Source organism: Streptomyces sp. A5-4 (assembly GCF_051131715.1).
Taxonomy (GTDB): domain Bacteria; phylum Actinomycetota; class Actinomycetes; order Streptomycetales; family Streptomycetaceae; genus Streptomyces.
Map to the genome: position 1 here is coordinate 8416856 of NZ_CP178591.1, position 23198 is coordinate 8440053.

Below are 23198 nucleotides of genomic sequence, written 5' to 3' on the forward strand. Positions count from 1 at the left end.
GATTCTTACGAACATGACGGCACCAGACGATCCTGCGCAAGTGCAGTAGATCTTGTCAATCACTAATCGGAAGCCTGTGGGCGATCATTGCCCTCCCTTCATCAAGCCGTTAGGATTGCCGATCACCGGCGCTCGGTACCCACCTGAACTCACCAACCGACGGGACTTCGCATGCTCAAATCACAAAGGATCGCCACGCTGCCGATCGACTCCTACGACTTTGCTGAAGAGCTCTCGACCATCGATGCGAACGACGCCGGCGGCGAGTACGACGCGTTTACTTTCGGGTCCTGGTCGGCGCATGTTCTGGCCAATTCCGGCGGCAGCGAGGAGGACACGTCCTTCCGGCCCTACGAGGGGCAGCTCGGCGTCACCGAGCTGGGCAGGAAGCTTCCGGGGGTCATGTCGATGGTCACCGAGCATTTCCCTCTCGAAAGGCTGCAGTGGGTACGCGTATTCAGTCTCAGTGATGGAATTCTCGCTCCACACATCGACTTCCTTGAGTTCACCGAGCCGGGTACGCGACTTCAAATACCGTTGCGAACGGACGAGGATTCACTGCACTCCGAGAACGACATTGTGTATCACCTCCGGCGCGGCGAAGTATGGAAAATCCATACGACTGTTCCGCACTCGGCCCGGAGCATCTCACCGACCGCCAGGCTTTCTCTCTGTCTTGATTTCGCCGGTGCCGACGAGCCGGTTGAAGTCAAGAATGCGGTTCCGGCGGAACAGTCGGTCCATATTGTTTCGCGCCCGCCGGTCTCGGAAGCCGAGATGGAGGAGCTGCTGTCCTCCACGGCCGGCCTGACCACCTCCACCATGCGCGCAGCCTTCCGACGATTCGCCGCGGTCCACTTCGACCGGCAGTCCGATGCGACGGCGGCGTTCGACTGGTTCGTCGAGGCCGCCGAGCGCACCGGGGACAACGCGATGGCCGACAAGGCCAGGGCATTTCGGACGTACTGCATCGAGAAGCGGGGTTACCGGGAGGCGTTCGAGTGGTGAGGAACGAGGGACAGGGGCTGCGCCCCGGGGCCCGGCAGCGCCTTGCGGTCCAGCTTGCCGTTGGGTGAGACGGGCAGCCCGTCCGTGAGCCACCAACGCACCGGCACCATGTAGTCGGGCAGTACGTCGAGCAGCGCCCGGCGCAGTTCCGGGGCCGACGGCGGGTCACCGGTGAGAGCAGCGTGCAACTCCACCGCCCCGTCGGCCCGCACCACCGCGAACGCGGCGGCGTCCCGGACACCCGGGAAGTCCGTGAGCCGCGCCTCCACCTCCCGCGGTTCCACTGCATTGCCGCGGATCTTGATCAGGTCGTCCATCCGGCCCAGCAACTGGAGCGTTTCGTCGGCCCGCCACACCCCCCGGTCCCGGGTGCGGTACAGCCGGGCGCCCGGTCGGTACGGATCGGGCACGAACGCGGTGCTGCTCAGTTCGGGATCGGTGTATCCCAGTGCAACACCCACACCGCCGATGTGGATCTCTCCCACCTCCCCGTCGGGCACCGGTACGCCGTCCTCGTCCAGGAGGTAGATGTAGGTGTTCCACACCAGTGAGCCGACCGGTGGCCTCGGTTCGAGATTGCCCGCCGCTCCGCTCACCGAGTGGCTGGCCACCATGTGGTTCTCGGCGGGCCCGTAGTGATTGTGCAGCGTGATCTCCGGCCGACGTGTCAGCAGTCCATCAAGGGGCTCAGTCACCCGGACCGTCTCGCCCGCACTGATGATGTGGCGCAGATCCGGAGCGTGCTCGAAGTTCCTCGGCAGCGCCATGACCACGTCGATGAGCGACTGCGGGAAGTCCACGACCTCGATGCGTTCCTCGATGACGTAGTCGATAAGATCCCGCGGATCGCGTCGTACATGAGGCTCCGGCACATACAGGCAGCCACCCGAAGCGAGGGTGTAGAACATCTCCTGGACGGATACGTCGAAGGTGAGCGGGGCCACCTGGAGAACCCTGCGACCGCGCCCCAGCCCGGAGCCGTCCACCTGCCAGGCGATGAAGTTGGCCAGGCAGCGGTGCGTCTGGACGATTCCCTTGGGGGCGCCGGTGGAGCCCGAGGAGAAGATGACATAGGCGGGATCCGCCGGCGCCGGCGACCGTCGGACGGTCGCCGGCGCCGAGGCGTCCGACGGGCCGACGGCAGCCACCAGCTCCGCCAGGCCGGTCCGTGCCAGGCCCCGCATGGCGGAGCCCACCGCTTCGGGATCGGCCAGGACCAGCAGCCGCGCGCTGCTCGCCCGCAGGATCTGCTCGATCCGCTCGGGAGGGTAGGTCGTGTCGACGGGCAGGTACGCGGCCCCGGCCCGCAGCGTGCCCAGTACCGCGGCGGTGAAGTCGACCCCCGCCTGCGCGGCGATCAGCACGATGTCACCCCGACCGATCCCGAACTCCCCTGCCAGGCGGCCCGCGACGGTGTCCGCCAGCCGGTCGAGCTCCGCGTACGTCACCCTCCGGCCGGGCTCGCGCACCGCCTGGGCCTGAGGGTGCGAGGACACCACCCGCTCGATCAGCTGCAGGACTGTGGACACGCCGGTCTCCACCACGGGCCCGGCGTGCCCGGGGAGCCGCGCGGTCACGACCGTGCCCCCAGCCGTGCGCCCCAGGACTGGGTTGCCGATCCGGGCAGGAACGCATAGGGGTCCTGCGGGTCGTCGGCCGTGGCCTCGATCGCGATGCGATGACCGACATCGAGCTCTCGCGCCAGTTCCTCGAACACCTCGACCATGACAAGGTCCTGCACTGCGAGGCCGGTCGAGTCGTAGACGGTGGTGACCGGAGACAGCCTTCGGTGGGCGTCGGCGTCCTGGAGGACCTCGGAGAGCGAGGGCCCGATCTCCTCGGGAGCCAGCTGCTGGCAGTCGCCCTCGGCCCTCGCCTGTTCCAGGTGGTCGGGGACGACGACCGCCCTGCGCAGGAGGTCCAGCGGCAGCTCCGTCTTGCCGGGCATGTCGGAGCCGATGGTGTTGACGTGCACCCCTGGCTTGAGTGCCCTTCCGCGGATGACCGGGCCCTCGTGCGGGGCGACCGAGGTGGCGGTGGACAGCACGTCGGCCCGCTCCTCCACCTCGTGCAGCGGCGCGACCCGCACGATCCCCTCGGGCAGCCGGGCCCGGGCCGCGAAGGAGTTCTCCGCCCGCACATCCGTGTCGCAGACCAGCACCTCCGAGAACGGGAAGACGCGAGACAGGGCGTGCAACTGTGTGACCGCCTGCGCCCCGCAGCCCACCAGCCCGAGCACGGCGGAGTCCGGCCGGGCGAGCACCCGGCTCGCCAGCGCGGACGCCGCGCCCGTGCGGATGGCCGTGGCGAAGGTCCCGTCGACGACGGCCCGCAGGTGGCCGCTGTCCGCGTCGAAGGCACACAGGGTCGACAGGATGGTGGGGAGCTGATTCTTGACGGGGTTGTGCGGGTTGTAGCCGACCATCTTGATGGAGACCGTGGCACCGTGGCGGACCGCGGGCATCCACTCCAGCAGACCCAACTGCGGAGTGGTCAGAAGGAATCCGTCTCGCTGCTTCATCTCCACGGTCGCGCCGGGGCCACCCGTGAGGACGGCGGCCATGCGCTCGATCGTCAGGTCGTACAGCTGCCCGAGCCCCACCTTCGCCACGATGGCGGAGATGGCTTCGGCGTCGACTATGTGTGTGTGCTCACCTTGCAAGGGTCTCTCCTGGCCTCAGTGTTCCGACTTGTCCGAGGTGTGCGAATGGGCTGAAGGGGCGCGTCCGTGCCAGGACTCCCACAGGCCGGCGTAGGCGCCGCCCGCTGAGACGAGTTCCGTGTGGGGCCCCTGTTCGGTGATGCGGCCTTCCTCCATCACAACCACGCGATCCGCGTCGTGGGCCGTGTGGAGTCGGTGGGCGATGGAGATGACGGTGCGTCCGCGCAGCACGGCGCCGAGCGAACGTTCCAGGTCGCGGGCGGCCCGCGGGTCCAGCAGGGAGGTGGCCTCGTCGAGAACCAGGGTGTGCGGGTCGGCCAGCACGAGCCGGGCCAGCGCCAACTGCTGGGCCTGGCCGGGCGAGACCGGACTGTCCTCGGTGCCCAGCTCGGTTTCGAGCCCGTTCGGCAGCGCGGTCACCCACGCCACCGCGTCCACGGCGGCCAGGGCCGCTGTCACCTGGTCGTCGGTGGCGTCCGGCGAAGCCAGTGCGACGTTCTCGCGCACCGTGCCGAGGAAGACGTGATGTTCCTGCGTGACCAGGGCCACGTGGCGCCGCAGTTCCTCCAACGGCAGTTCGTGCAGAGGTACGCCGCCCAGCGTGACCGAGCCGGTACGCGGCTCGTGGATCCCGGCGAGGATCCGGCCGAGGGTGGTCTTCCCGGCCCCCGAGGGGCCGACGATGGCGATGCGCTCACCGGCGGTGGTGCTGAGGCTCACGTCTTCCAGCACGTCGTGGCCGTCACGGTAGGAATAGGTGATGCCCTCCGCGGCGAGCTGGTCGCCGTCGGGCCGCCGGGCGGAGCCGTTCGCCGGGGCGGGTACGGCCCCGATGCCGATCAGGCGGGCCAGTGAGGCATCGCCGACCTGCAACTCGTCGAGCCAGCCGAGCAGTTCGTCCAGCGGGTCGATCACGGCGCGGGTATAGAGGGTCGCCGCGGTGACCTCGCCGAGGCTCACCCAGCCCTCGATGTAGAAGAGTCCGCCGAAGAGCAGCGTGGCGGCGACCGGCAGGATGTACCCGAAGTCCATCAGCGGGAACCAGACGCTGCGCAGGAACAGCGTCTGCCGCTCGGCCCCGTTCGAACGCTCGACGTCCTGGTCGGTGCGGCGAACGCGCGAGCCGGCCCGGCGCAGCGACTCGACCGTACGGGCGCCGGTCACGGTCTCGGAGAGGCCCTGAGTGAGCTCGGAGTAGCTGGCCGCCTCGGCGAGGTAGGCCTCCCGGGCACGCGCCAGGTACCAGCGCGTCGAGTAGACGATGAGCGGTACGGCGACGAGGGACGGCAGCACCATGATGGGACTGGTCACGATCAGGGCGACCAGCGTCAGCGCCACCGAGAGGCTCGCCACCAGGATCGACGGCGCGCCCATACGTACGGCCCGCGACAGCGAATCCACGTCGCGGGTGCTGCGGGTCAGCAGGTCACCGGCCCCGGCCTTCTCCACGGTGGCCATGGGCAGCGTCAGGACCCGCCGGATGAACCCCTCCCGGATGTCCGCCAGGACCAGTTCTCCGAGCCGGGCGCCCTGGAGCCGGGCGACCCGGGTGAACACCCCCTGGATCAGAAGGAGTCCGGCGATCACCGCGACGGTGACATCCACCTGGGTGGTGGTGATGCCCTCCTCGACGTCCTCGACCAGACGGCCGAGCAGGGCGGGAACGACCAGGCCGCAGGCCGTGGCGAGGACGAACCAGAACACGGTGCGGGTCAGCAGGCCGGTATGACTGCGCACCAACTCCCGTACGTGACGGCGGACCGTCTTCGCGTCGGCTACCGGAAGACTCACTGTGCACTCCTTTGGGGGCGGCTGTCGAAAGGGTCGGGGGCGGAGACGGTCACGTCTCCTCCCGCATGACGACGGCCGCGTACTGGGACGTCCCGGACGCCAGTTCACGGTGTGTGCCGGTCACGACGACCTTGCCGTCCTCGACGAAGGCGACCTCGTCGGCCCGGTCGAGCAGCAGCGGGCTGTTGCTCACGACCACGGTCGTAAGGCCCTCCCTGGAGCTGTGCAGCCGTTCGGCGATGATCGCTTCGGTGTGCGCGTCCACGGCGCTGGTCGGATCGACCAGGACGAGCACTCCGGGAGCGGCGGCCAGGGCGCGCGTCAGCCGCAGGCGCTGCTGCTGCCCGCCCGAGAACGTGGAGCCCCCCTCGGTGACGAGGGTGTCCATGCCGTCCGGGAGGGCTTCGACGATGTCCTCCGCGTTGGCCGTGTGCAGGGCCTGGGCCCGTACCCGCTCCGAGGGTCCGCCCAGTTCCTCGCTCAGGACTCCGGAGAACAGGGTGTCGTCGTTGCGGGCCACCAGCACGAGATCCCGCACCTGTTCCAGCGGCAGGGTCTCCAGCGGTAGGCCCCCGACGGTGACCTGGCCCTGGGCGTAGCGCCCGAGCCGGTCGGCGATTTCGGCGCCTTCCTCCGGTGTGGCGGCGGCGATCGCGGTCAGCAGCCCGGGCCGGACCCGCAGCCCTGATGTCGCGTCGTACAGGTCGGGCGCCTCGCTGAGGTTGACCCGGGGGGTGCCGGCGGTGGGGTCGGGCTCCAGGGCCAGTACCCGTACGACCCGCTCCGCGGCCACGCCGGCGCCGACGAACGACTGCACCGCCGAGGTGACGGTGCGCATCGGCATCATGAGGAATGCGGCGTATCCGTAGGCGGCGACGAGGTCACCGGCGGAGAGGCCGCCCCCGACGGCGAGACGTGCCCCGATCCAGACGACCGCCACCACGAAGATCCCGGGGAGCAGCACCTCGGCGGCGGGCAGCACCGATTCGACCTTCGCCACGTGGACTCCCGCGTGGCGCACCCGCTGCGAGTCCTTGCGGTAGCGCTCGCCGAACGCGGCCTCGCCGCCGATGCCGCGCAGGACGCGCAGACCGGACACGATGTCGCTGGCCCGCGCGGTCAATTCGCCCTGGAGATCGCGGTAGTTGCCGATCCGCTTGTGAAGTGGGCTGAGCAGCGGGCCCGTTCCGGCGAGCAGGGCGGGGACGCCGATGAGGACCAGCAGTCCCAGGGCGACCGAGGTGGAGAGCAGCACCGCGGCGACGAGTACAACGGTGACCGCGCTACCGATGCCTCGGGCGACGGCCCCGGGCAGGGCTCCGATGCGGGCGATGTCCGCCGTACCGATGGCGACCACTTCGCCGGCGGAGACCCGCTTCGGCAGCCCGGCGCCCAGCCGCGCCGCCTGGGCGGTCACGAGCCGGATCGTCAGGTAGTTGGCCTTGAGCCGGCCGATCGTGTCACAGCGGTGCCGGCACACACTGCCGACGGTGGTCACCAGGGCGAGCCCGATGATGACGCCTGTCCAGACCAGCACTCCGTCGGTGTCCTTGTCCGACATGGCGTCGATGGCCCGGCCGATGGCGAAGGGGCTCAGGCCCATGCTGGCCATCCACAGACAGCCCCAGAACACTCCGAGGGACAGTGTGCTCGACTGCCTGCCGATGAGCCAGCGGAGATAGCTCTTGGGTGAGCGGAGATCCGGATCTCCCAGCTCGGGCAGTGGATTGTTGCTTGGCAATGCGACTTCCTTCGGGTTGCCGACCTCCGGGTGTCCGGGTCGGGCGGGGGTGGCTGAGAGGAGTGGAGGTGGCGCGTCGTGGGCCGGGGAATGTGCTGGGACGTCGTCGGTCAGCTACGCGGTCCCAGCTGGCCCGCGATGAAACTCCGCAGCTCAGAGGTCACCTTGTGGGGAGCGGCGAGATGGTAGAAGTGGTCTCCTGCGAACGTCCGCACCGTGCTGGTTCCGGTGGAGCACTTGCTCCACCCGTGGACATGGTCTTCAGTCACCCCCGTGTCCTCCTGCCCTCTCCATGCGCTGATCGGGCAAGGGAGAAGGCTGTCCGCGACGGGCGGGGTGTAGGAGTCACAGATGGTGATGTCGCCGCGCAGGGGCCGTGCGATCGCCGCTGCCAGCCGGTCGTTGGTCGCTACGGCCGCGGGCACGGCCCCGTCGGCGACCAGTTCCGCGACGAGCTGCTGATCGGTCAGTTCAGCCGCGCGGGACGGGTCTCCCTGGGTGTCCGGCGCCCGGGCCGCCGAGGCGACGAATCCGCTCGGCCACCGGCCGTGTGCGCGGCCCAGGGCGCGGGCCAGTTCGTACCCGACCAGTGCACCCATGCTGTGGCCGAACACCAGGTAGGGCCGGTCGAGCCGGGCGGCGAGCGCCGGGGTCAGCTCGTCGAGCACCTCCGCCATGGTGGTCGCGGGTTCCTCCCGCCACCGGTTCTCCCGGCCCGGCAGTTGTACGGCCAGCAACGCCACGTCGGGGCCGAGCAGTTCCTGCCAGGGGCGGAACTGGAAAGCGCCGGAACCGGCGTGGGGCAGACACACCAACAGTGCCCTCGCGCCACGTGGCGGCTCCCACTCCACGAGTGGACCCGGCATCACAGCCACCCCCGTACGTCGTCGGCGACCCCGCCGAGGACCTCGGGCAGTTTGTCATCGGCGTAGAAGTGCCCACCGGGATGGCGGCGCATGCGGAAGTTCCCTGTGGTTTCCATCTGCCACGCCCGCAATCCGGTGATTCCCACATGGGGGTCGGCTTCGCCCGCCATGACGGTGATCGGGCAGGCGAGTGGTGCGGCGGCCCGGTAAACATGGTTTTCCAGCCATGCGCAGTCGGCGCGCAGGATGGGCAGCACCAGCTCGTGCATCTGTGGCTCCGCCACTACCCAGGCCGGCATCCCGCCGAGGGCGACGGCCCAGTCGAGCAGCTCCGGGTCGGACAGTTGGGAGACCGCCGGGTCGGTGTGCTCCTTCGCGGCGGGATGCTCCGAGCCGGAGACGAACAGCCCGGTGGGAGCCGGTCCACCGTCTCTCGCGAGCAGCCGGGCGACCTCGAAGGCGAGCAGACCTCCCATGCTGTGCCCGAACAGCACGATGGACCGGTCCGGATGCGCGCTCAGGTCGGCCTCGACGGCGGCCGCCGTGTCCTCGGGCGAGAACGTCGGGGGCTCGGCCACTCGGTGCTCACGGCCGGGCAGTTGCACCGCCACGACCTCCAACCAGGCGGGCAGCTGGGTGGACCAGTCGCGGTATGCCGAAGCGGCGCCACCCGCGTGAGGCAGGCAGTACAGGGTGGTGTGGGCGTCCGGGCGCGGTGCGGTGCGCACCATGCTGCGGGAAGCGCCTGTCGTCGATGCATGGGGGGTGGTCATGGGCGCGTGGGCTCAGGACCACACGCGGTCGGCCCGTACGCGGAGGACTCCTGCCACCACAGCACGGTCGGTGGCCGGCTTCTCCGGCTTGCGCCCGGGACTCTCCGGTCCGGCGAGAGCCGCGGAGTTGCATGCCGGGTTCAATTGCGGCCAGATGCACCGCCGATGTGGCGAGAACCGGTCGATGACGGACGCGCGAAGGTGACGTTTCTGAATGGCAGACACACTGTTTCCCTTGCGAGTCGAGGGTGGCGTTCAGTGGGGGAGCGCGGTCCATGGCTCGGCAGCCGGACACAACATCAACGGCACCCGCAGCACAGGGAGATGGTGGCACGGCTTGGCCGTACCTGCTGCTCGGACACATCCGCAATCGTGAATTCACATGCCCCCTACCCCGTCGCCAACATTCCTATCACGGAGAGCAGTTCAACGGGCAAGAGAAATATTTCGACCGCCCGATGTGTCCGAGTCGGAGCCAAAGGAGAGGATAGTCCGACTCGGTGACGGAGAATCAAGTGCAGGGCAGTGTGCTGTACGTCACATGGTTGTGCTGTATCGGTGCATGATTCACTGGCACGGAATTTATGGAGTGGAGGTCAAGTCGACCTGGGCTCCTTTCCGGTGTGGGTTGCTCGAAGTAAGCAGGAGTGGCTCTGGTTCAGTCAGCGCGCGCGGAGAACCCAATGCCGCTGGACAGGTGCTCGTATCTCACGCTCCGATCGGGGCGTGGGGTGACCGCGTGAAGTCTTCGTGGCGATACAGCGCGACGGGACCGAGGGGATGTGTGGAATGGCGCAGGACGAACGTGGCGTAGCCGTGGTTTCAGGTGCGTCGTCGGGATTCGGTGAGAGAATCGCGCAGTTGTTGTCCCGGCAGGGTTACTCGGTGGTGGCTTTGGCCCGCCGGGCGGACCGGCTGAAGGCCCTGGCGGAGCAGGATTCCACCGGGGCGATCCTGCCGGTGGTCGCCGATGTCCGGGACCGGGAGGGCCTGGCCCGAGCCCTCGACGAACTGCCCCCGGATTTCCGCGACATCTCGGTCCTCATCAACAACGCCGGCCTGTCCCGGGGTTTCGGGCCGCTGCAATCGGGCAGTCCTGAGTCCTGGCGCGAGATGATCGACACGAACATCTCCGGTCTGTTGAACGTCAGCGAGGTGCTGCTTCCACGACTCGTGTCCCGCGGCTCCGGGCATGTGGTGAACATCGGGTCGATCGCTGCGAACTACCCCTACATGGGCGGGAATGTCTATGCCGCCACCAAGGCTTTCGTGCATCAGCTGTCGCTGAACATGCGCGTCGACCTCCAGGGCACGGGCGTCCGGGTGAGCTGCGTGGCGCCCGGGATGGCGAAGACCGAGTTCGCCCAGGTCCGTTTCGACGGAGACGTGGAGCGCGCGGACGCGCTCTATGAGGGTATCCAGCCACTCACTGCCGACGACGTGGCGGAAGCGGTCGCCTGGTGCGTGTCGAGGCCGGCCCACGTCAACATAAACATGATCGAACTGATGCCGTCCGATCAGAACTTCGGGCTCGGGTTCGCCGGCAGCCGGACCACTCCGGCGGACGGTACGGATGTTACGTGAGTCCGTGCGGGCAGCCTCCCGGAAAGGGGACGCACGGGACGCCCTCGTCGCGAGGCCCGCGCGCCCCGAGGACGCGGAGCAGATCTCGCTGCTCTCGGCACCCTTTGTCGAGGACGGTCTGCTCGTCGCTCGGACTCCCGCAGAACTGGCCGAAAAAGTGCATGAATTCCTGGTCGCCCCGCAAGGAGGCCGCCTGGTCGGCTGTGCGGGGACGGCTCCTTCGGGGAGGAGCCTGGTCGTCTACAACCTGTGCATCGCCGCAGAATGGCAGGGCCGGGGAATCGGCCGCCATCTGATCGAGGTTGCTGCCCATACTGGCAGAGAGCAGGGATATCACTCTCTGTTGGCGGTCTCCCGATACGGCGGAGAATGGTTCGAGACGCTGGGATTCTCGAAAATCCCGGTGAGCGAGATCCGCGATGAATGGCGCACACTATTCCGCCCCGGCCGAAGATCCAGTCTTTATCGGTTGAGACTGACCGACGAGCGGTCCGGAGACTGATTCATGTCCGCGTGCATGCTCATGCCGACCAAGGAGTGACACAGTTGATAATCTGCGGGTTGAAACTCACGCACGACGGTGCCGTCGCCCTTCTTGACGACGACCGCCTGGTTTTCAGCGTGGAGATGGAGAAGCTGGGAAACGGTCTGCGCTACAGCACCGTTGCCGACTTCAGCCTCATCCCCGGGATCCTGGCCGACTTCGGCTACAAGCCGGAGGACGTGGACGAGTGGGTCATCGACGGCTGGGACGGCGACGTGTCCGGCACGGTGGCGCTGCTCGACCAGGGGAGGCCGACGGAGGTCGTGGTCGGTCCGTACCGGGAGTCGCAGGCCTGCCCGGCGCTGGACCGGCCGAGCGTCTCGGGCACCTTCCCGATGGACGGCGAGAGCTATCCGTACACCAGTTACCCGCACGCGGCGGGACACGTGGCGAGCGCGTACGTCTCCAGCCCCTTCGCCCAACGGGGCGAGAGCTCCTTCGTCCTCGTCTGGGACGGCGGGCTCTTCCCGCGCCTCTACTGGGTGGACCCGGACGACGGTGTGGAGAACCTCGGAGAGCTCTTTCCCCTCCTCGGGCATGCCTACGCCATCGCGGGACACCACTTCGGGCCCTTCCGCAGGGATGTCCAGTCGAACACGGTCGACGACCTGTCGATCGCAGGCAAACTCATGGCCTACATCGCGCTGGGTCAGGTGGACAAGGGCGCGTTGGCCATATTGCGCGAGGAGTTCCATCGCGTTTTCGAGAGCGACGAACCGGCCGCTGTGGAGTACCGCGCGACGGTCGGCGGTTACGGCAGCCTCTTCGAGCGGTCCGTACCGCCGGTGCACGAGTTCTTCTCCGCGGTACGTGCCAGGGTGGTGGCCGACGGAGTCGGCGAAGAGGACGCGCTGGCCAGTGTGCACGCCTTCTTCGAAGGCCTCCTGGTCGAGCGGATAACCGCCAAGGTCCGCGCGGCGAAGGGCGACGGGCCGTGGAATCTGTGCTTCGCCGGCGGCTGCGCGCTGAACATCAAGTGGAACAGTGCGCTGCGCGAAGCACCGGACTTCCGTGATGTGTGGGTGCCGCCGTTCCCCAATGACTCGGGATCGGCCATCGGCGCGGCAGCCCTCGGTCGGGCGCAGCACGCCGGGTTGACGCCGATGGCCTGGAACCCCCGGCTCGGCCCGGCGCTTTCCCCGTCGCCCGAGCTGCCGGCCAACTGGTCGACGGCACCCTGTACTCCGGAGGAACTCGCCCGCATCCTCCACGAGTACGGGGCGCCCGTGGTGGTCCTGCACGGCCGCGCCGAACTCGGCCCCCGTGCACTCGGCGGCCGAAGCATTCTGGCCGCTCCGGTCACCGCGTCGATGAAGGACGACCTGAACCGCGTCAAGGACCGCGAGCCCTATCGGCCCATCGCCCCCATCTGCCTGGAGGGCGAGGCCCCGGCGATCTTCTCGCCCGGTACGCCGGACCCACACATGCTCTTCGACCACGAGGTGCGGGCGGACTGGCGCGAACGGATCCCGGCGGTCATTCACCTGGACGGCACCGCACGACTGCAGACGGTCGGGCCGGAGGACGACAGCCTGCTCTTCACCGTGCTGTCCGCCTACCACCGGCTCAGCGGTGTCCCCGTGCTGTGCAACACCAGCGCCAACCTCAACGGGCACGGCTTCTTCCCCGACGTGGCCTCCGCGGCACAGTGGGGCCGGGTCTCCCGGATCTGGAGTGAAGGGACGCTGTACCAGAGGACGGACGGCTGAGCCGACCGTGATTTCGCAGGATTCCCGCTCGGGCTCCGCGGCGGCGCACGGCGTGGCAGAGGCCCTCATCGGTATCCTGCCCCGGCTGCGGGAGCTCCACGGCCAGACAGTTGTCGTGGTGGCCGGACACCCCGTCCTCGCGGACGAGGGGCTGCGGCACGCGTTCTGCGGCGACATCGCGTTCCTGCGGTACAGCGGGATGAGGCCCGTCGTGGTCCACGACGGCGGGCCTCGAATCCTCACCCGGCCGGAAAACGACGCCGCCGCTCTTCGCAGGTACGTCGCGGGATACGTCCAGCGGGAGCTGGTGGGCCTGCTCAACGACCGCACTCCGTTCGCCGTCGGCATCACCGGCGAGGACGGCCGGACCCTGACCGTCCTCGCCGGGGAGGACCTGCTGGTCGATGCAGGGGTGCTCCGCGTGCTCCTGGACAGTGGCCGCATTCCGGTGGTGTCGAGCATCGCGTACGGCAGCGATGGTGGCATCCACCATCTCGAAGCCACACCGGCGGCCGTCTCGCTGGCCTCGGCGCTCGGAGGGTCCCTCGTGCTCCCGGTCGGGGACGGGGGCCCGGCGGACGCAACGTTCATCGACATGTCGGTGCCGCACGCCGTGCTGAGGCACCTCCACCGCCTCTGATCCCGCCAACCAGCCCTTCCCGGGAGGTAATTGCCGAGAGTCCGTTGTCAATCGCGGTCAGAGCGACGCTCGGTCAAAGAGCCGAGAGTTCTTCGACGAGATCGTCCAGGCCCAACGAGCCCAGTGACAGGGCCGCCATGTGCCAGGCCTTCGCGTCGAAGGATTCGCCGTGGGCGCGACGGGCGTTCTCGCGGCCCAGCAGCCAGGCCCGTTCGCCGAGTTTGTAGCCGATGGCCTGCCCCGGCATGGACAGGTAGCGGGTGAGCTCACTCTCGATGAAATCGGCGGGGCGGCTGCAGTGCAGACCGAAGAACTCCTGGGCGAGCGCGGGAGTCCAGCGCTCACCGGGGTGGAACGGCGAAGCGGTGGGGATCTCCAGCTCCAGATGCATGCCGATGTCCACGACCACCCGGATGGCGCGCATCATCTGGGCGTCCAGATAGCCGAGCCTTCGCTCAGGGGTGTTGAGGAAACCCAACTCGTCCATGAGGCGCTCCGCGTACAGCGCCCAGCCCTCGCAGTTGGCGCTCACCGCACCGACGGTCGCCTGATAGCGGGAAAGATCCTCGGCGACGTGCACCCACTGCGCGAGTTGCAGGTGATGTCCCGGCACACCTTCGTGGTACCACGTCGACAGCAGGTCGTACACGGGGAAGCGGGTGGCGCCCATGGTCGGTAGCCAGGTGCGGCCAGGACGGGTGAAGTCCTCCGACGGCGATGTGTAGTACGGAGCTGCGGCGCCGCCCGGCGGGGCGATGTGGGACTCCACCTTGCGCACCCGGTCGGCGAGTTCGAAGTGGGTGCCGTCGAGCGCGTCCATCGCCTCGTCCATCACGGTCTGCAGCCAGGACTGGACGGCGTCGACACCCTCGATGTGCTCGCCGTGCTCGTCGAGGTGCTTGAGAGCCTCCCAGGGGGTGGCCGCACCGGGCAGCACCTTCTGGGCCTCGGTTTCCATCTCACCGAGGATGCGGTGGTACTCCGACCAGCCGTACGCGTAGGCCTCGTCCGGATCCAGGTCCGCGCCGTTGTAATAGCGGGACCAGCGGGCGTACCGCTCGCGGCCGACCGCGTCGGGAGACCCCTTGATGGCGGGGGCGTACACCTCACGCATCCAGTCGCGGAGGTCCACCACGGCCTGCGTCGCTCCCGCGCCCGCGGAGTCGAGTTCACTGCGCAGCGATGCGGGGCCGGGCTCGGTGAACTGCTCGAACCAGCGCTCGTCCCCGGTGTCCCCGACCCACGCCGAGAGTTGACCGATGAAGGTGGCTGTGGGGCGCGGTGAGGCGTGCAGTTCGCGTGCGAGGCCCAACTCTAGCGCCGTGCGGTAGCCGGCCAGCGCCGCCGGGACCCCGCGCAGCCGCTCGGCGATCACGGCCCAGTCCTGCTCCGTCTCGGCGGGCGTCACGGCGAAGATCTCCCGAATGGAATGCACGGGCCCACCGATGTTCGCCACGGCACGCAGATGCTCGTCCGCCTCGTTGATGGCGAGCTTGGCCCCGAGCCGCTCCCGCAGCAGACGTCCGCAGCGGCGTTCCACGTCGGCGGCGGCGCCGGGCGCTCGCTCGGCTTCATCGAGCCGGCTCAAGGTGTCCCGGGCCAGGCGGGTCAACGAGTCCCGGCCGCCGGGCGACAGATCGGGGAGCTTGGCATGGCTCTCCTCGACGCCCAGATGGGTGCCGATGACGGGGTCCAGGACAACGAGTCCTTCGACGTAGGTGTCAGCGACTCGGCGGGGCAGGGGCTCTGTCGTGGGGGGTGACATGCCTGCATTCTGATACGTGGGCAGGAGGCTGTCACCCCGTTCGCTGGTCTTCTGTTCGTGGCCCCGGCGACCGGCCCGGCGCCGCCACCTCCTGCTCGGGGTGTGGCGCCGTGGTGGGGAAATCCCGGAGATGGCGAAGGGGGGACCACAGGAGCGAACAGTTGGTGACAATCACGGAGCCGACGACGATCCACATCGTGGTGCGGGGGCCCAGCGCGGTGTTCACGGCGCCGCCGAGCACCGCGCCCAGCGGAATGGTGCTGTAGTTGAGAACCAGCGTGGTCGCGGTGACACGGCCCAGCATGTCGGGGGGACAGTAGGTCTGCCGGAAGCTGACGATGATGACATTGCAGGCCACGACGCCGGCCAGGACCACGGTAGAACCCAACACGAACAGCAACAGCCGTGGGCCCGGAGCAGCGAGGGGGATGAGCAGTCCGAAGGGCGTTGTCGCCAGCTGGATCGCCAGCAGGGCGCGCGCAGTGCCGAAGCGGCGCGCCAGCCGTCCGGCGGCGAGCCCTCCCAGTACGCCTCCCAGGCCGCCGCAGGCGATCAAGAGGCCTACCAGGCCGGGCTCGGCTCCCACCGTACGTACGAGAAACACGACTTGGACGGCCTGGTAGGCGGCCAGCGCCAGGTTAAGTGCCGCACCGAAGACGGTGACGGGGCGCACGAACCGGTCGCCTGCGACGAACCGGAGCCCGTCGGAAATCTCCTGCCGCATGCGCCGAGGGCGGAGTGCCGGACGGCGCTCCGAGGCCTTTATCCGCAGGAGGCACAGCGACGAGACGACGAAGGACAGCACATCGAGCAGCAGACCGGGGGCACTGCCGAGTGCCTGGGCGACGAGTCCACCGAGGCCCGGCCCGGCCACCCGGGTCGTCTGGTCACCGATCTGCAGTTTCGCGTTCCCTTCCATCAGTTCGGCCTTGGTGACCAGGGACGGCAGGTAAGCGGAGTAGGCGGTGGAGAAGAAGACGGACGCCGCGCCCGTCAGGAGCGCCACCAGGAGGAGCTGACCGATGCTCAGCGCACCCAGGTACCAGGCCACCGGCACGCTCGCGAACAGCGCGGCGGAGACCAGGTTGCAGACGAGCATCACCGGGCGGCATCGCAGCCGGTCGACCCAGGCGCCCGCGGGCAGCCCGATGAGCAGCCAGGGCACCCACGGGGCAGCGGTCAGCAGGCCGACCATGAAGGGGGAGGCGTGGAGAGTGCTGACGGCTATGAGGGGCAGCAGGACCGAGCTGACGCTGGTGCCGAGCTTGCTCGACGTCTCGCCGATCAGCAGCAGTCGAAAGTTGCGTTGGGTGAGCAGTCCCCAGAAGCTCTTCGCCGTTCTGGGCCGGGGGAGTTGACCGGGCGGCGAAGGCCTACCGCCGTCCGCGGACTCCGGATGATTCATGGGGCGACAACCTTTCGAGAGGGTGTACTGCCCCGGAAGGGCCTGGGAACACAGTGGGCGTCCACGGGTATTGGCCTCCACCCGACCGGCCGGGCGGTGCGGCATGTTAGCAAGGTCACTTTCCCATCAGCGTGTATGCACGATCACATGCGCTGCTTAGGATCACGAACGCGTATCACCGCCGAATCTGTGTGGATGGAAGCGAGGCGATCTGCGTGACGAATCCTTTCGAGGACGAAGACGGGCAGTTTCTGGTGCTTGTCAACATCGAAGAGCAGTACTCGCTCTGGCCGCGGGAGGTAGCCGTTCCTGACGGATGGGCCGTGGGGCACGGGCCGGACAGCCGGGCGGAGTGCCTCCAGTATGTGGAGCGCACCTGGACGGACATGCGGCCGGCGAGCCTTCGGCGCGCGCAGCAGTAGCAGGAGCCGCCCCCGGCTGAAACTCCGGCTGAAACCCCGGCCGACCGCGAAGGTTTCAGCCTGCCCGCCCCAGATCAAGGAGTCCTTCGTGGACACTGGCGAGATCGATCTCCTGGAGCGCTTTTCGGAGACGACCGCTCTGCATCCGGAGCGAGTCGCTGTCTGTGTGCCCTCGGGATCCCTGACCTTCCGTGAACTGAACGATCGTATGGAACAGATCGCGGCAGCCCTGCTCGCCGCCGCGGTGGCACCCGGATCGGCCGTGGCGGTCTGCTTGCCACGCTGCGCGGACCTGGTTGCCGCGATGCTTGCCGTATGGCGCGTGGGCGCGGCATACGTACCGCTGGACCCCGCGTACCCGCGCGAGCGATTGCACCACCTGGCGCGGGACTCGGGTGCTCGGGTGGTGCTCACCGGCGGCCCTCTCGACCTGGACTTTCCCGACGGCGTCGCGGCCTTGGACGTCGAGTCCGGCCACGAACGGCCCCCTCGTGGCACCGCGTGGCCGGTTGTTCGGGAGCAGAGCCCGGCGTACGTCATCCACACCTCGGGCACCACAGGGCGTCCCAAGGGCGTGGTGGTCACCCGGCGCAACATCGCGCACCTCGTACACGCCCTGGAACAGGCAGGGATCTACCCGGCCGAGCCCGCCCGAGTGGCCTGGAACGCGGGGCTCGGTTTCGACGCCTCGCTCCAGCAGTGGGCAAGGATCTGCCGCGGCGACACCCTGGTCCTGCCCACGGACGAACTGCGCGACGATCCTCGGCGGTTCGCGGAGTTCCTCCGTGACCAGCGCGTCACCGACCTTGATGCGACGCCCTCGCACTGGGAGGTACTGCGCCCCCATGTGACCCAGGCTGTCACGGGCCCCGGCCCGCTGCGGCTGTTCCTCGGTGGCGAGCCCGTGCCTCCCGCCATGTGGGAGGACCTGGTGCGGCTGTCCGACGGCGGACTGGTGAGCGCCGTCAATCTGTACGGTCCGACCGAATGCACCGTGGACTCGACCGCGGCCCGGGTCGCTGGACCAAACCCGCGCATCGGACCGCCGCTGCCAGGAGTACGGGCGCACGTCCTTGACGCGGCCCTGCGGCCGGTCGCGGAGGGAGCGGTGGCGGAGCTCTACCTGTCCGGGGCGGGGGTCGCGGAAGGCTATGCGCGGCGCCCCGGGCTGACCGCCGAGCGGTTTGTCGCCGACCCCACGGGCCCGGCGGGGGCCCGGATGTACCGGACCGGCGATCTGGTGCGTCGCCTGCCCGGAGGAGACCTTGAGTACATCGGGCGGTCGGACCGCCAGGTGAAGCTGCGCGGCCACCGGATCGAGCCGGGCGAAATCGAGGGAGTACTGGCTCAACACTCCAGTGTATCCAGGGCCGTTGCCACCGTGCGTGAGGACCGCCCCGGAGACCGGCGGCTCGTCGCGTACATCACGACGGCCCTCGCACCGCACGACGTGGAACCCGCGGCACTGCTGGAGCACTGCGCTGCTCGGCTGCCCGCCCCCATGCTGCCGTCGGCCGTGGTGGTCGTCGAATCCTTCGCCCTGACGCCGAACGGCAAGACGGACTGGGCGGCGCTGCCTGCTCCCGCCCAGGTGAGTGCCGTGCGGGGCCGAGCCCCCCGCACGGCGACCGAGGAAATCCTGTGCGGGCTGTTCGCCGAAGTGCTCGGCCTGGGCCACGTATACGCCGACAGCAACTTCTTCGAGCTGGGCGGCCACTCGCTCCTCGCCATGCGGCTCGTCGGCCGGATACGAGCCGAGGCGGGCACCGGGCCGACTGTGCGTGACGTGTTCGAGGCTCCGACACCGACGGCCCTCTCGCAACGGCTCGGTACGGAGCAGCCGGCCCGGCCCGCGCTGCGCAGTCGGCCGCGTCCGGAGCGGCCACCGCTCTCCGCGGCCCAGCGACGCCTGTGGTTCCTGGACCGCGTGGAAGGGCCGAATCCCACCTACAACGAGCATGTGGCATTCCGGTTCACGGGCGCCTTGGACGCGGAGGCGCTGCGGTCCGCGGTGGGTGACGTCGTCGATCGCCACGAGTCCCTGCGCACTGTCTTTCCCGACCGCGACGGTGAACCTCATCAGCGCATCCTCGCCCCCGGTGCGGCCCGCCCGGCCGTCCCCTTGCGGGCCGTGGGGGAGGAGGAGCTGGCACAGGCGCTGCGCGAGACAGTCAGGGCCCCTTTCGACCTGGCCACGGAGCCACCCTTGCGCGCGGCTCTGTTCACGCTCGGCCCCGACGCCCATGTCCTGATCCTGGTGATGCACCACATCACCAGCGACGGGTGGTCCATGCGACCGCTGGCGCGCGACCTGGCCGTGGCCTACCGCGCACACCGCGTCGGGCAGCGGCCGGACTGGCCCCAACTCCCGGTCCAGTACGTCGACTACACCCTGTGGCAGGACGAACTCCTGGGCCCGCAGGGTGACCCGGCCGGCCTGCGCCGGCAGCAACTGGCGTACTGGACCAAGGCGCTCGAAGGGATGCCGGAGACGCTCGCGCTCCCGGCGGACGGCCCCCGTTCGCTCTCCTCCAGTCGCCCGGGAGCGGCGGTGCCCTTCGAGTGCGACGCGGAACTGCATCGTGCACTGGTGGCCACGGCCCGCGAGCACGGGTGCACCGTCTTCATGGTGATGCAGGCGGCCCTCGCCACCCTGCTGACGCGACTGGGAGCCGGCGAGGACATACCCATCGGTGCGGTGACGGCAGGACGCGACGACCCTGCCCTGGAGGACCTGGTCGGTTTCTTCGTCAACACCCTGGTCCTGAGGACGGACACCTCGGGCAACCCGGGCTTCAGCGACATCCTCGCGCGGATCCGCGAAACGGATCTCGCGGCCGCCGACCATCAGGACCTGCCCTTCGACTGCCTCGTCGAAGCGCTCAATCCGGTGCGTGCTGCGGGGCGGCAGCCGCTCTTCCAAGTGCTGCTCGCCTTTCAGAACACTCCGGACCCCGTATGGGACTTCGGTGACCTGCAAGTGCGGCCGGAGCCCGTCGCGGTGGGCACCGCGAAATTCGATCTCGCGCTGTCGGTCACCGAGCTGCGGGCGGGGGACGGGGCGCCGGGCGGTCTGCGCGGATCCCTGGAATTCTCCACCGACCTGTTCGGCACCCGGACGGCGGAGGCGTTGTCGGCGCGACTGCGGCGCGTCCTGGAGACGGCTGTCGCCGACCCGGACCTGCCCCTCGACCGCTACGACGTGCTGACAGACGGGGAAGAGCGCCTCCTGGCCGAGTGGAGCGGCACGGAGGACATCGGACCCGCCCCCACACTCCTTGAACTGTTCGAGGAGCAGGCCGCACAGCACCCGGACGCGACCGCGGTGCTGTTCGAGGGGGACCGGGTCTCGTACGGGGAGCTCAACGCACGAGCCAACCGGCAGGCGCGCATCCTCGTCGAGCGCGGCATCGGCATCGGCGCCGGTGCGCTGGTCGCCTCGGCGGTCACCAGGTCGGTGGATCTCGTCGTGGCCGTACTCGCGGTCATGAAAACAGGCGCGGCCTATCTGCCGGTGGACCCGGAGTATCCGGCGGAGCGCATCACCCATGTCCTCGCCGACGCGGCCCCGGCGCTGCTGCTGACCACCCGGGAGGCCGCCCTGCCGACCGGGGCCACCGACGGTCTGACCGAGCTGCGACTGGACAGTCCGGAGACCATCGCGGCGGCGCGCACCCGCCCGTCGTCGAATCTGTCGGACGAGGAGCGGCGCGGCCCTCTCGCCGCCGACCGCCCTGCCTACGTGATCTACACATCCGGGTCCACCGGCCGCCCCAAGGGCGTTGTCGTCGCGCACTCCGGGCTCGCCAACCTGGCCGCCCAGCAGATCCGGTCGCTGGGTGTGCGGCCGACCGACCGGGTGCTGCAGTTCGCCTCTCCCAGCTTCGACGCTTTCTTCTGGGAAATGTCCATGGCGTTGTCCGTGGGGGCGGCGCTTGCCATGGCGCCCGCAGCCCAGCTACTGCCGGGGCCCGACCTGCGGCGACTCGTCGAAAATCACCGCATCACCCATCTCACGCTGCCGCCCGCGGTGCTGAGTGTCCTGCCGACCGAGGCACTGTCCGGCGTCGGCACACTGATTGCGGCCGGCGAGGCGCTCAGTCTTGAGCAGGTCAGGCGGTGGGCTCCCGGCCGGACTCTGATCAATGCCTACGGGCCGACCGAGACCACGGTGTGCGCGAGCATGAGCCGACCCCTGCGGGACGGTCGGACGGCGCCCATCGGGCACCCGATCCGTAACACCCGCCTGTACGTCCTCGACCAGCGGCTGCGCCCCGCTCCCACCGGTGTGCTGGGCGAACTGTACGTCGCAGGGGCGGGGTTGGCCCAGGGATACCTCAACAGGCCGACGACGACGGCGGAACGGTTCACGGCCGACCCGTTCGGCGCACCCGGCGCGAGGATGTACCGCACCGGCGACCTGGCGCGCTGGAACACCGACGGAGAGCTGGAGTTCGCGGGGCGCGCGGATCACCAGGTGAAGGTCAGGGGGCACCGTGTCGAACCCGGGGAGATCGAAGCGGTGATCGCCGGACATCCGGAGATCGCGGATGTCGTGGTGGCCCTGCGACCGGACCAGCACGACGACCGCAGGCTCGTCGCCTACGTCGTGCCGGACACCACCGCGCCTACTGCTGCGCCGACGTCCGGCGACGAGTACCCGGCCGACTGGCAGCAGGTGCACGACTCGGTGCCGGGGCGGGACGGCTGGGCCGCGTACGGCGAGGACTTCACCGGCTGGCGCAGCAGCTACGACGGAACCGACATCCCGCTGGACGAGATGCGGCAGTGGCGGGACGAGACGGTCCGCAGCATCGAGCTGCTCGGTCCCCGTCGCGTACTCGAACTGGGCGTGGGAAGCGGCCTGTTGCTGTCACGTCTCGCTCGCGGTGCCACCGAGTACTGGGGTCTCGACCACTCCTCGGAGGTGATCGGGAAGCTGCGCCGACAGGTGGACGACCGGCCGGACGTCGCCGGCCGGGTCGTCCTGCGGAATCAGTCGGCCGACGACATGACCGGCATCCCGGCAGCCCACTTCGATGTTGTGGTGCTCAACTCGGTGGCGCAATACTTCCCCGGCGGTGACTACCTCGAACGCGTCCTGGGTCACGCGGGCGCGGCGCTGGCCCCCGGCGGCTCCGTATTTGTCGGCGACGTAAGGAACCTGAGGCTCCTGAAGTGCTTCCACGCCGCCGTCGCCGTGCGCCGCACCGGGGTCGAGCCGGGCAGCCCGGCTCATCTTCGGGCCGTGGAGCGAAACCTCGCCGGGGAGCAGGAGCTTCTGGTGGATCCGGACTTCTTCCGTGCGCTGATCGCCTCCTCCGACCGGTTCACCTCCTGCGACATCCGGTTGAAGCGGGGCACCTACCACAATGAGCTGAGCCGCTACCGCTACGACGTGGTGCTGCGCACCGCGCCCGCCCGAGGCGCGGCAGGTGCGGTTGTGGAACTCACCTGGGGGCAGGAGGTCCATGCCCTCGACGACATACGGGACTTCGTGCACGAGGAGCGCTCGGACCGGGTGCTTCGCATCACGGGGATTCCCAACGCCCGGCTGGCGTCGGACCTTCGCCTGCTCGGCAACGCGCAGCCCGGCGGCGTGGATCCGGAGGAGCTCGCCCGGCGCATGGAGAAGGAGGGCCGACAAGTGGTGCTGCGCTGGTCCGAAGTGTCGGAACCCGAGAGTTTCGACGTGGTGCTCGCTCCCCTCCCAGGGGGCCCGGAGACAGGGGAGGAGTCCTTCGGAGACCACCGGCCCGGACTGGAGGCAGACCTCGGACCTCACGTCAACGTCCCCTGCACCGGGCCCGGCAACGACACACGTCTCCAACAGTCGGTCCTGCGCCGGGCCGAGGCCTTCCTTCCCGGCTTCATGGTGCCTTCGGCCGTCGTGGTCCTGAACAGCTTCCCACTCACGCCGAACGGCAAGCTCGACCGCACCGCCCTGCCCGCACCCGACCCCGCCCGGGGCAGGGGAAGACGCGCGGCACGGACCCCGCGCGAAGAGGCGCTGTGCCGGATGTACGTCGAGATCCTGGGGCTCGACGAAGTGGGAATCGACGACAGCTTCTTCGACCTCGGCGGCCACTCGCTGCTCGTGACGCGGCTGATCAGCCGCATCAGGGTCGAGTTCGGAGTCGAAGTGCCGATCGGTGCGGTCTTCGACGCTCCTTGTATCGCCGACCTCGCCGAGCAACTCGCCGGCGCGCGCAAGGCCCGGCCGGCGCTGCGCAGAATGCGCCGACAGGGCTGACCACTCCGCACAACAGATCTCGAACTACGAGGGTG

The 23198-nt window shown here is 69.1% G+C and carries 15 protein-coding genes; 7 read left to right on the forward strand and 8 right to left on the reverse strand.

Annotated features, from left to right (window positions below):
- Positions 1-171: 171 nt before the first annotated feature.
- Positions 172-1008: a putative nonproteinogenic amino acid hydroxylase gene (locus ACLLJJ_RS39280; RefSeq protein ID WP_434599534.1), complete on the forward strand. Its 837-nt coding sequence runs from the start codon at positions 172-174 to the stop codon at positions 1006-1008.
- Here ACLLJJ_RS39280 and ACLLJJ_RS39285 read toward each other — a convergent pair.
- From ACLLJJ_RS39285 to ACLLJJ_RS39310, 6 genes are all read right to left on the reverse strand, one after another.
- The gene (locus ACLLJJ_RS39285; RefSeq protein ID WP_434599535.1) at positions 984-2537 is read right to left on the reverse strand and encodes an amino acid adenylation domain-containing protein; all 1554 of its coding nucleotides are present in this window, start codon (positions 2535-2537) and stop codon (positions 984-986) included. The two genes, ACLLJJ_RS39280 and ACLLJJ_RS39285, sit on opposite strands and share 25 nt — an antisense overlap.
- Before the next feature lie 44 nt (positions 2538-2581).
- Entirely contained in the window at positions 2582-3670 is a 1089-nt protein-coding gene (locus ACLLJJ_RS39290) for an ornithine cyclodeaminase family protein (RefSeq protein WP_434599536.1), read from the reverse strand.
- Between the two features lie 15 nt (positions 3671-3685).
- Positions 3686-5461 carry an ABC transporter ATP-binding protein gene (locus ACLLJJ_RS39295; RefSeq protein ID WP_434599537.1) on the reverse strand — a complete coding sequence of 592 codons (1776 nt, stop codon included), beginning with the start codon at positions 5459-5461 and terminating at the stop codon, positions 3686-3688.
- 49 nt (positions 5462-5510) lie between these two features.
- Positions 5511-7202, reverse strand: coding sequence for an ABC transporter transmembrane domain-containing protein (locus tag ACLLJJ_RS39300; RefSeq protein WP_434599538.1), 1692 nt, complete (start codon positions 7200-7202; stop codon positions 5511-5513).
- Positions 7203-7312: 110 nt separating this feature from the next.
- Positions 7313-8014 carry a thioesterase II family protein gene (locus tag ACLLJJ_RS39305; protein ID WP_434599539.1) on the reverse strand — a complete coding sequence of 234 codons (702 nt, stop codon included), beginning with the start codon at positions 8012-8014 and terminating at the stop codon, positions 7313-7315.
- Positions 8015-8067: 53 nt separating this feature from the next.
- The gene (locus tag ACLLJJ_RS39310; protein WP_434599541.1) at positions 8068-8841 is read right to left on the reverse strand and encodes a thioesterase II family protein; all 774 of its coding nucleotides are present in this window, start codon (positions 8839-8841) and stop codon (positions 8068-8070) included.
- Positions 8842-9630: 789 nt separating this feature from the next.
- Between ACLLJJ_RS39310 and ACLLJJ_RS39315 the strand changes: the two genes are divergently transcribed.
- Genes ACLLJJ_RS39315 through ACLLJJ_RS39330 form a run of 4 tightly spaced genes read left to right on the forward strand, consistent with a single transcriptional unit; the run spans position 9631 to position 13318 of the window.
- Positions 9631-10425: an SDR family NAD(P)-dependent oxidoreductase gene (locus ACLLJJ_RS39315; RefSeq protein WP_434599542.1), complete on the forward strand. Its 795-nt coding sequence runs from the start codon at positions 9631-9633 to the stop codon at positions 10423-10425.
- Between the two features lie 4 nt (positions 10426-10429).
- Positions 10430-10927: a GNAT family N-acetyltransferase gene (locus ACLLJJ_RS39320; RefSeq protein WP_434599543.1), complete on the forward strand. Its 498-nt coding sequence runs from the start codon at positions 10430-10432 to the stop codon at positions 10925-10927.
- A 59-nt stretch (positions 10928-10986) separates the two neighbouring features.
- A complete protein-coding gene (locus tag ACLLJJ_RS39325) occupies positions 10987-12678 on the forward strand; it encodes a carbamoyltransferase N-terminal domain-containing protein (RefSeq protein WP_434599544.1) in 1692 nt (563 codons plus the stop codon).
- Between the two features lie 7 nt (positions 12679-12685).
- Positions 12686-13318, forward strand: coding sequence for a hypothetical protein (locus ACLLJJ_RS39330; protein ID WP_434599545.1), 633 nt, complete (start codon positions 12686-12688; stop codon positions 13316-13318).
- A 73-nt stretch (positions 13319-13391) separates the two neighbouring features.
- On the opposite strand, the gene ACLLJJ_RS39335 is transcribed toward ACLLJJ_RS39330, so the two are convergent.
- Complete coding sequence (locus ACLLJJ_RS39335; protein WP_434599546.1) at positions 13392-15083, reverse strand: DUF885 domain-containing protein; 1692 nt, start codon at positions 15081-15083, stop codon at positions 13392-13394.
- A gap of 31 nt (positions 15084-15114) precedes the next feature.
- Positions 15115-16488, reverse strand: coding sequence for an MFS transporter (locus ACLLJJ_RS39340; RefSeq protein ID WP_434599548.1), 1374 nt, complete (start codon positions 16486-16488; stop codon positions 15115-15117).
- Positions 16489-16703: 215 nt separating this feature from the next.
- Between ACLLJJ_RS39340 and ACLLJJ_RS39345 the strand changes: the two genes are divergently transcribed.
- Together ACLLJJ_RS39345 and ACLLJJ_RS39350 are read left to right on the forward strand one after the other, a co-directional pair.
- A complete protein-coding gene (locus ACLLJJ_RS39345) occupies positions 16704-16910 on the forward strand; it encodes an MbtH family protein (protein WP_434599549.1) in 207 nt (68 codons plus the stop codon).
- An 88-nt stretch (positions 16911-16998) separates the two neighbouring features.
- A complete protein-coding gene (locus ACLLJJ_RS39350; protein ID WP_434599551.1) occupies positions 16999-23163 on the forward strand; it encodes an amino acid adenylation domain-containing protein in 6165 nt (2054 codons plus the stop codon).
- Positions 23164-23198: the final 35 nt, after the last annotated feature.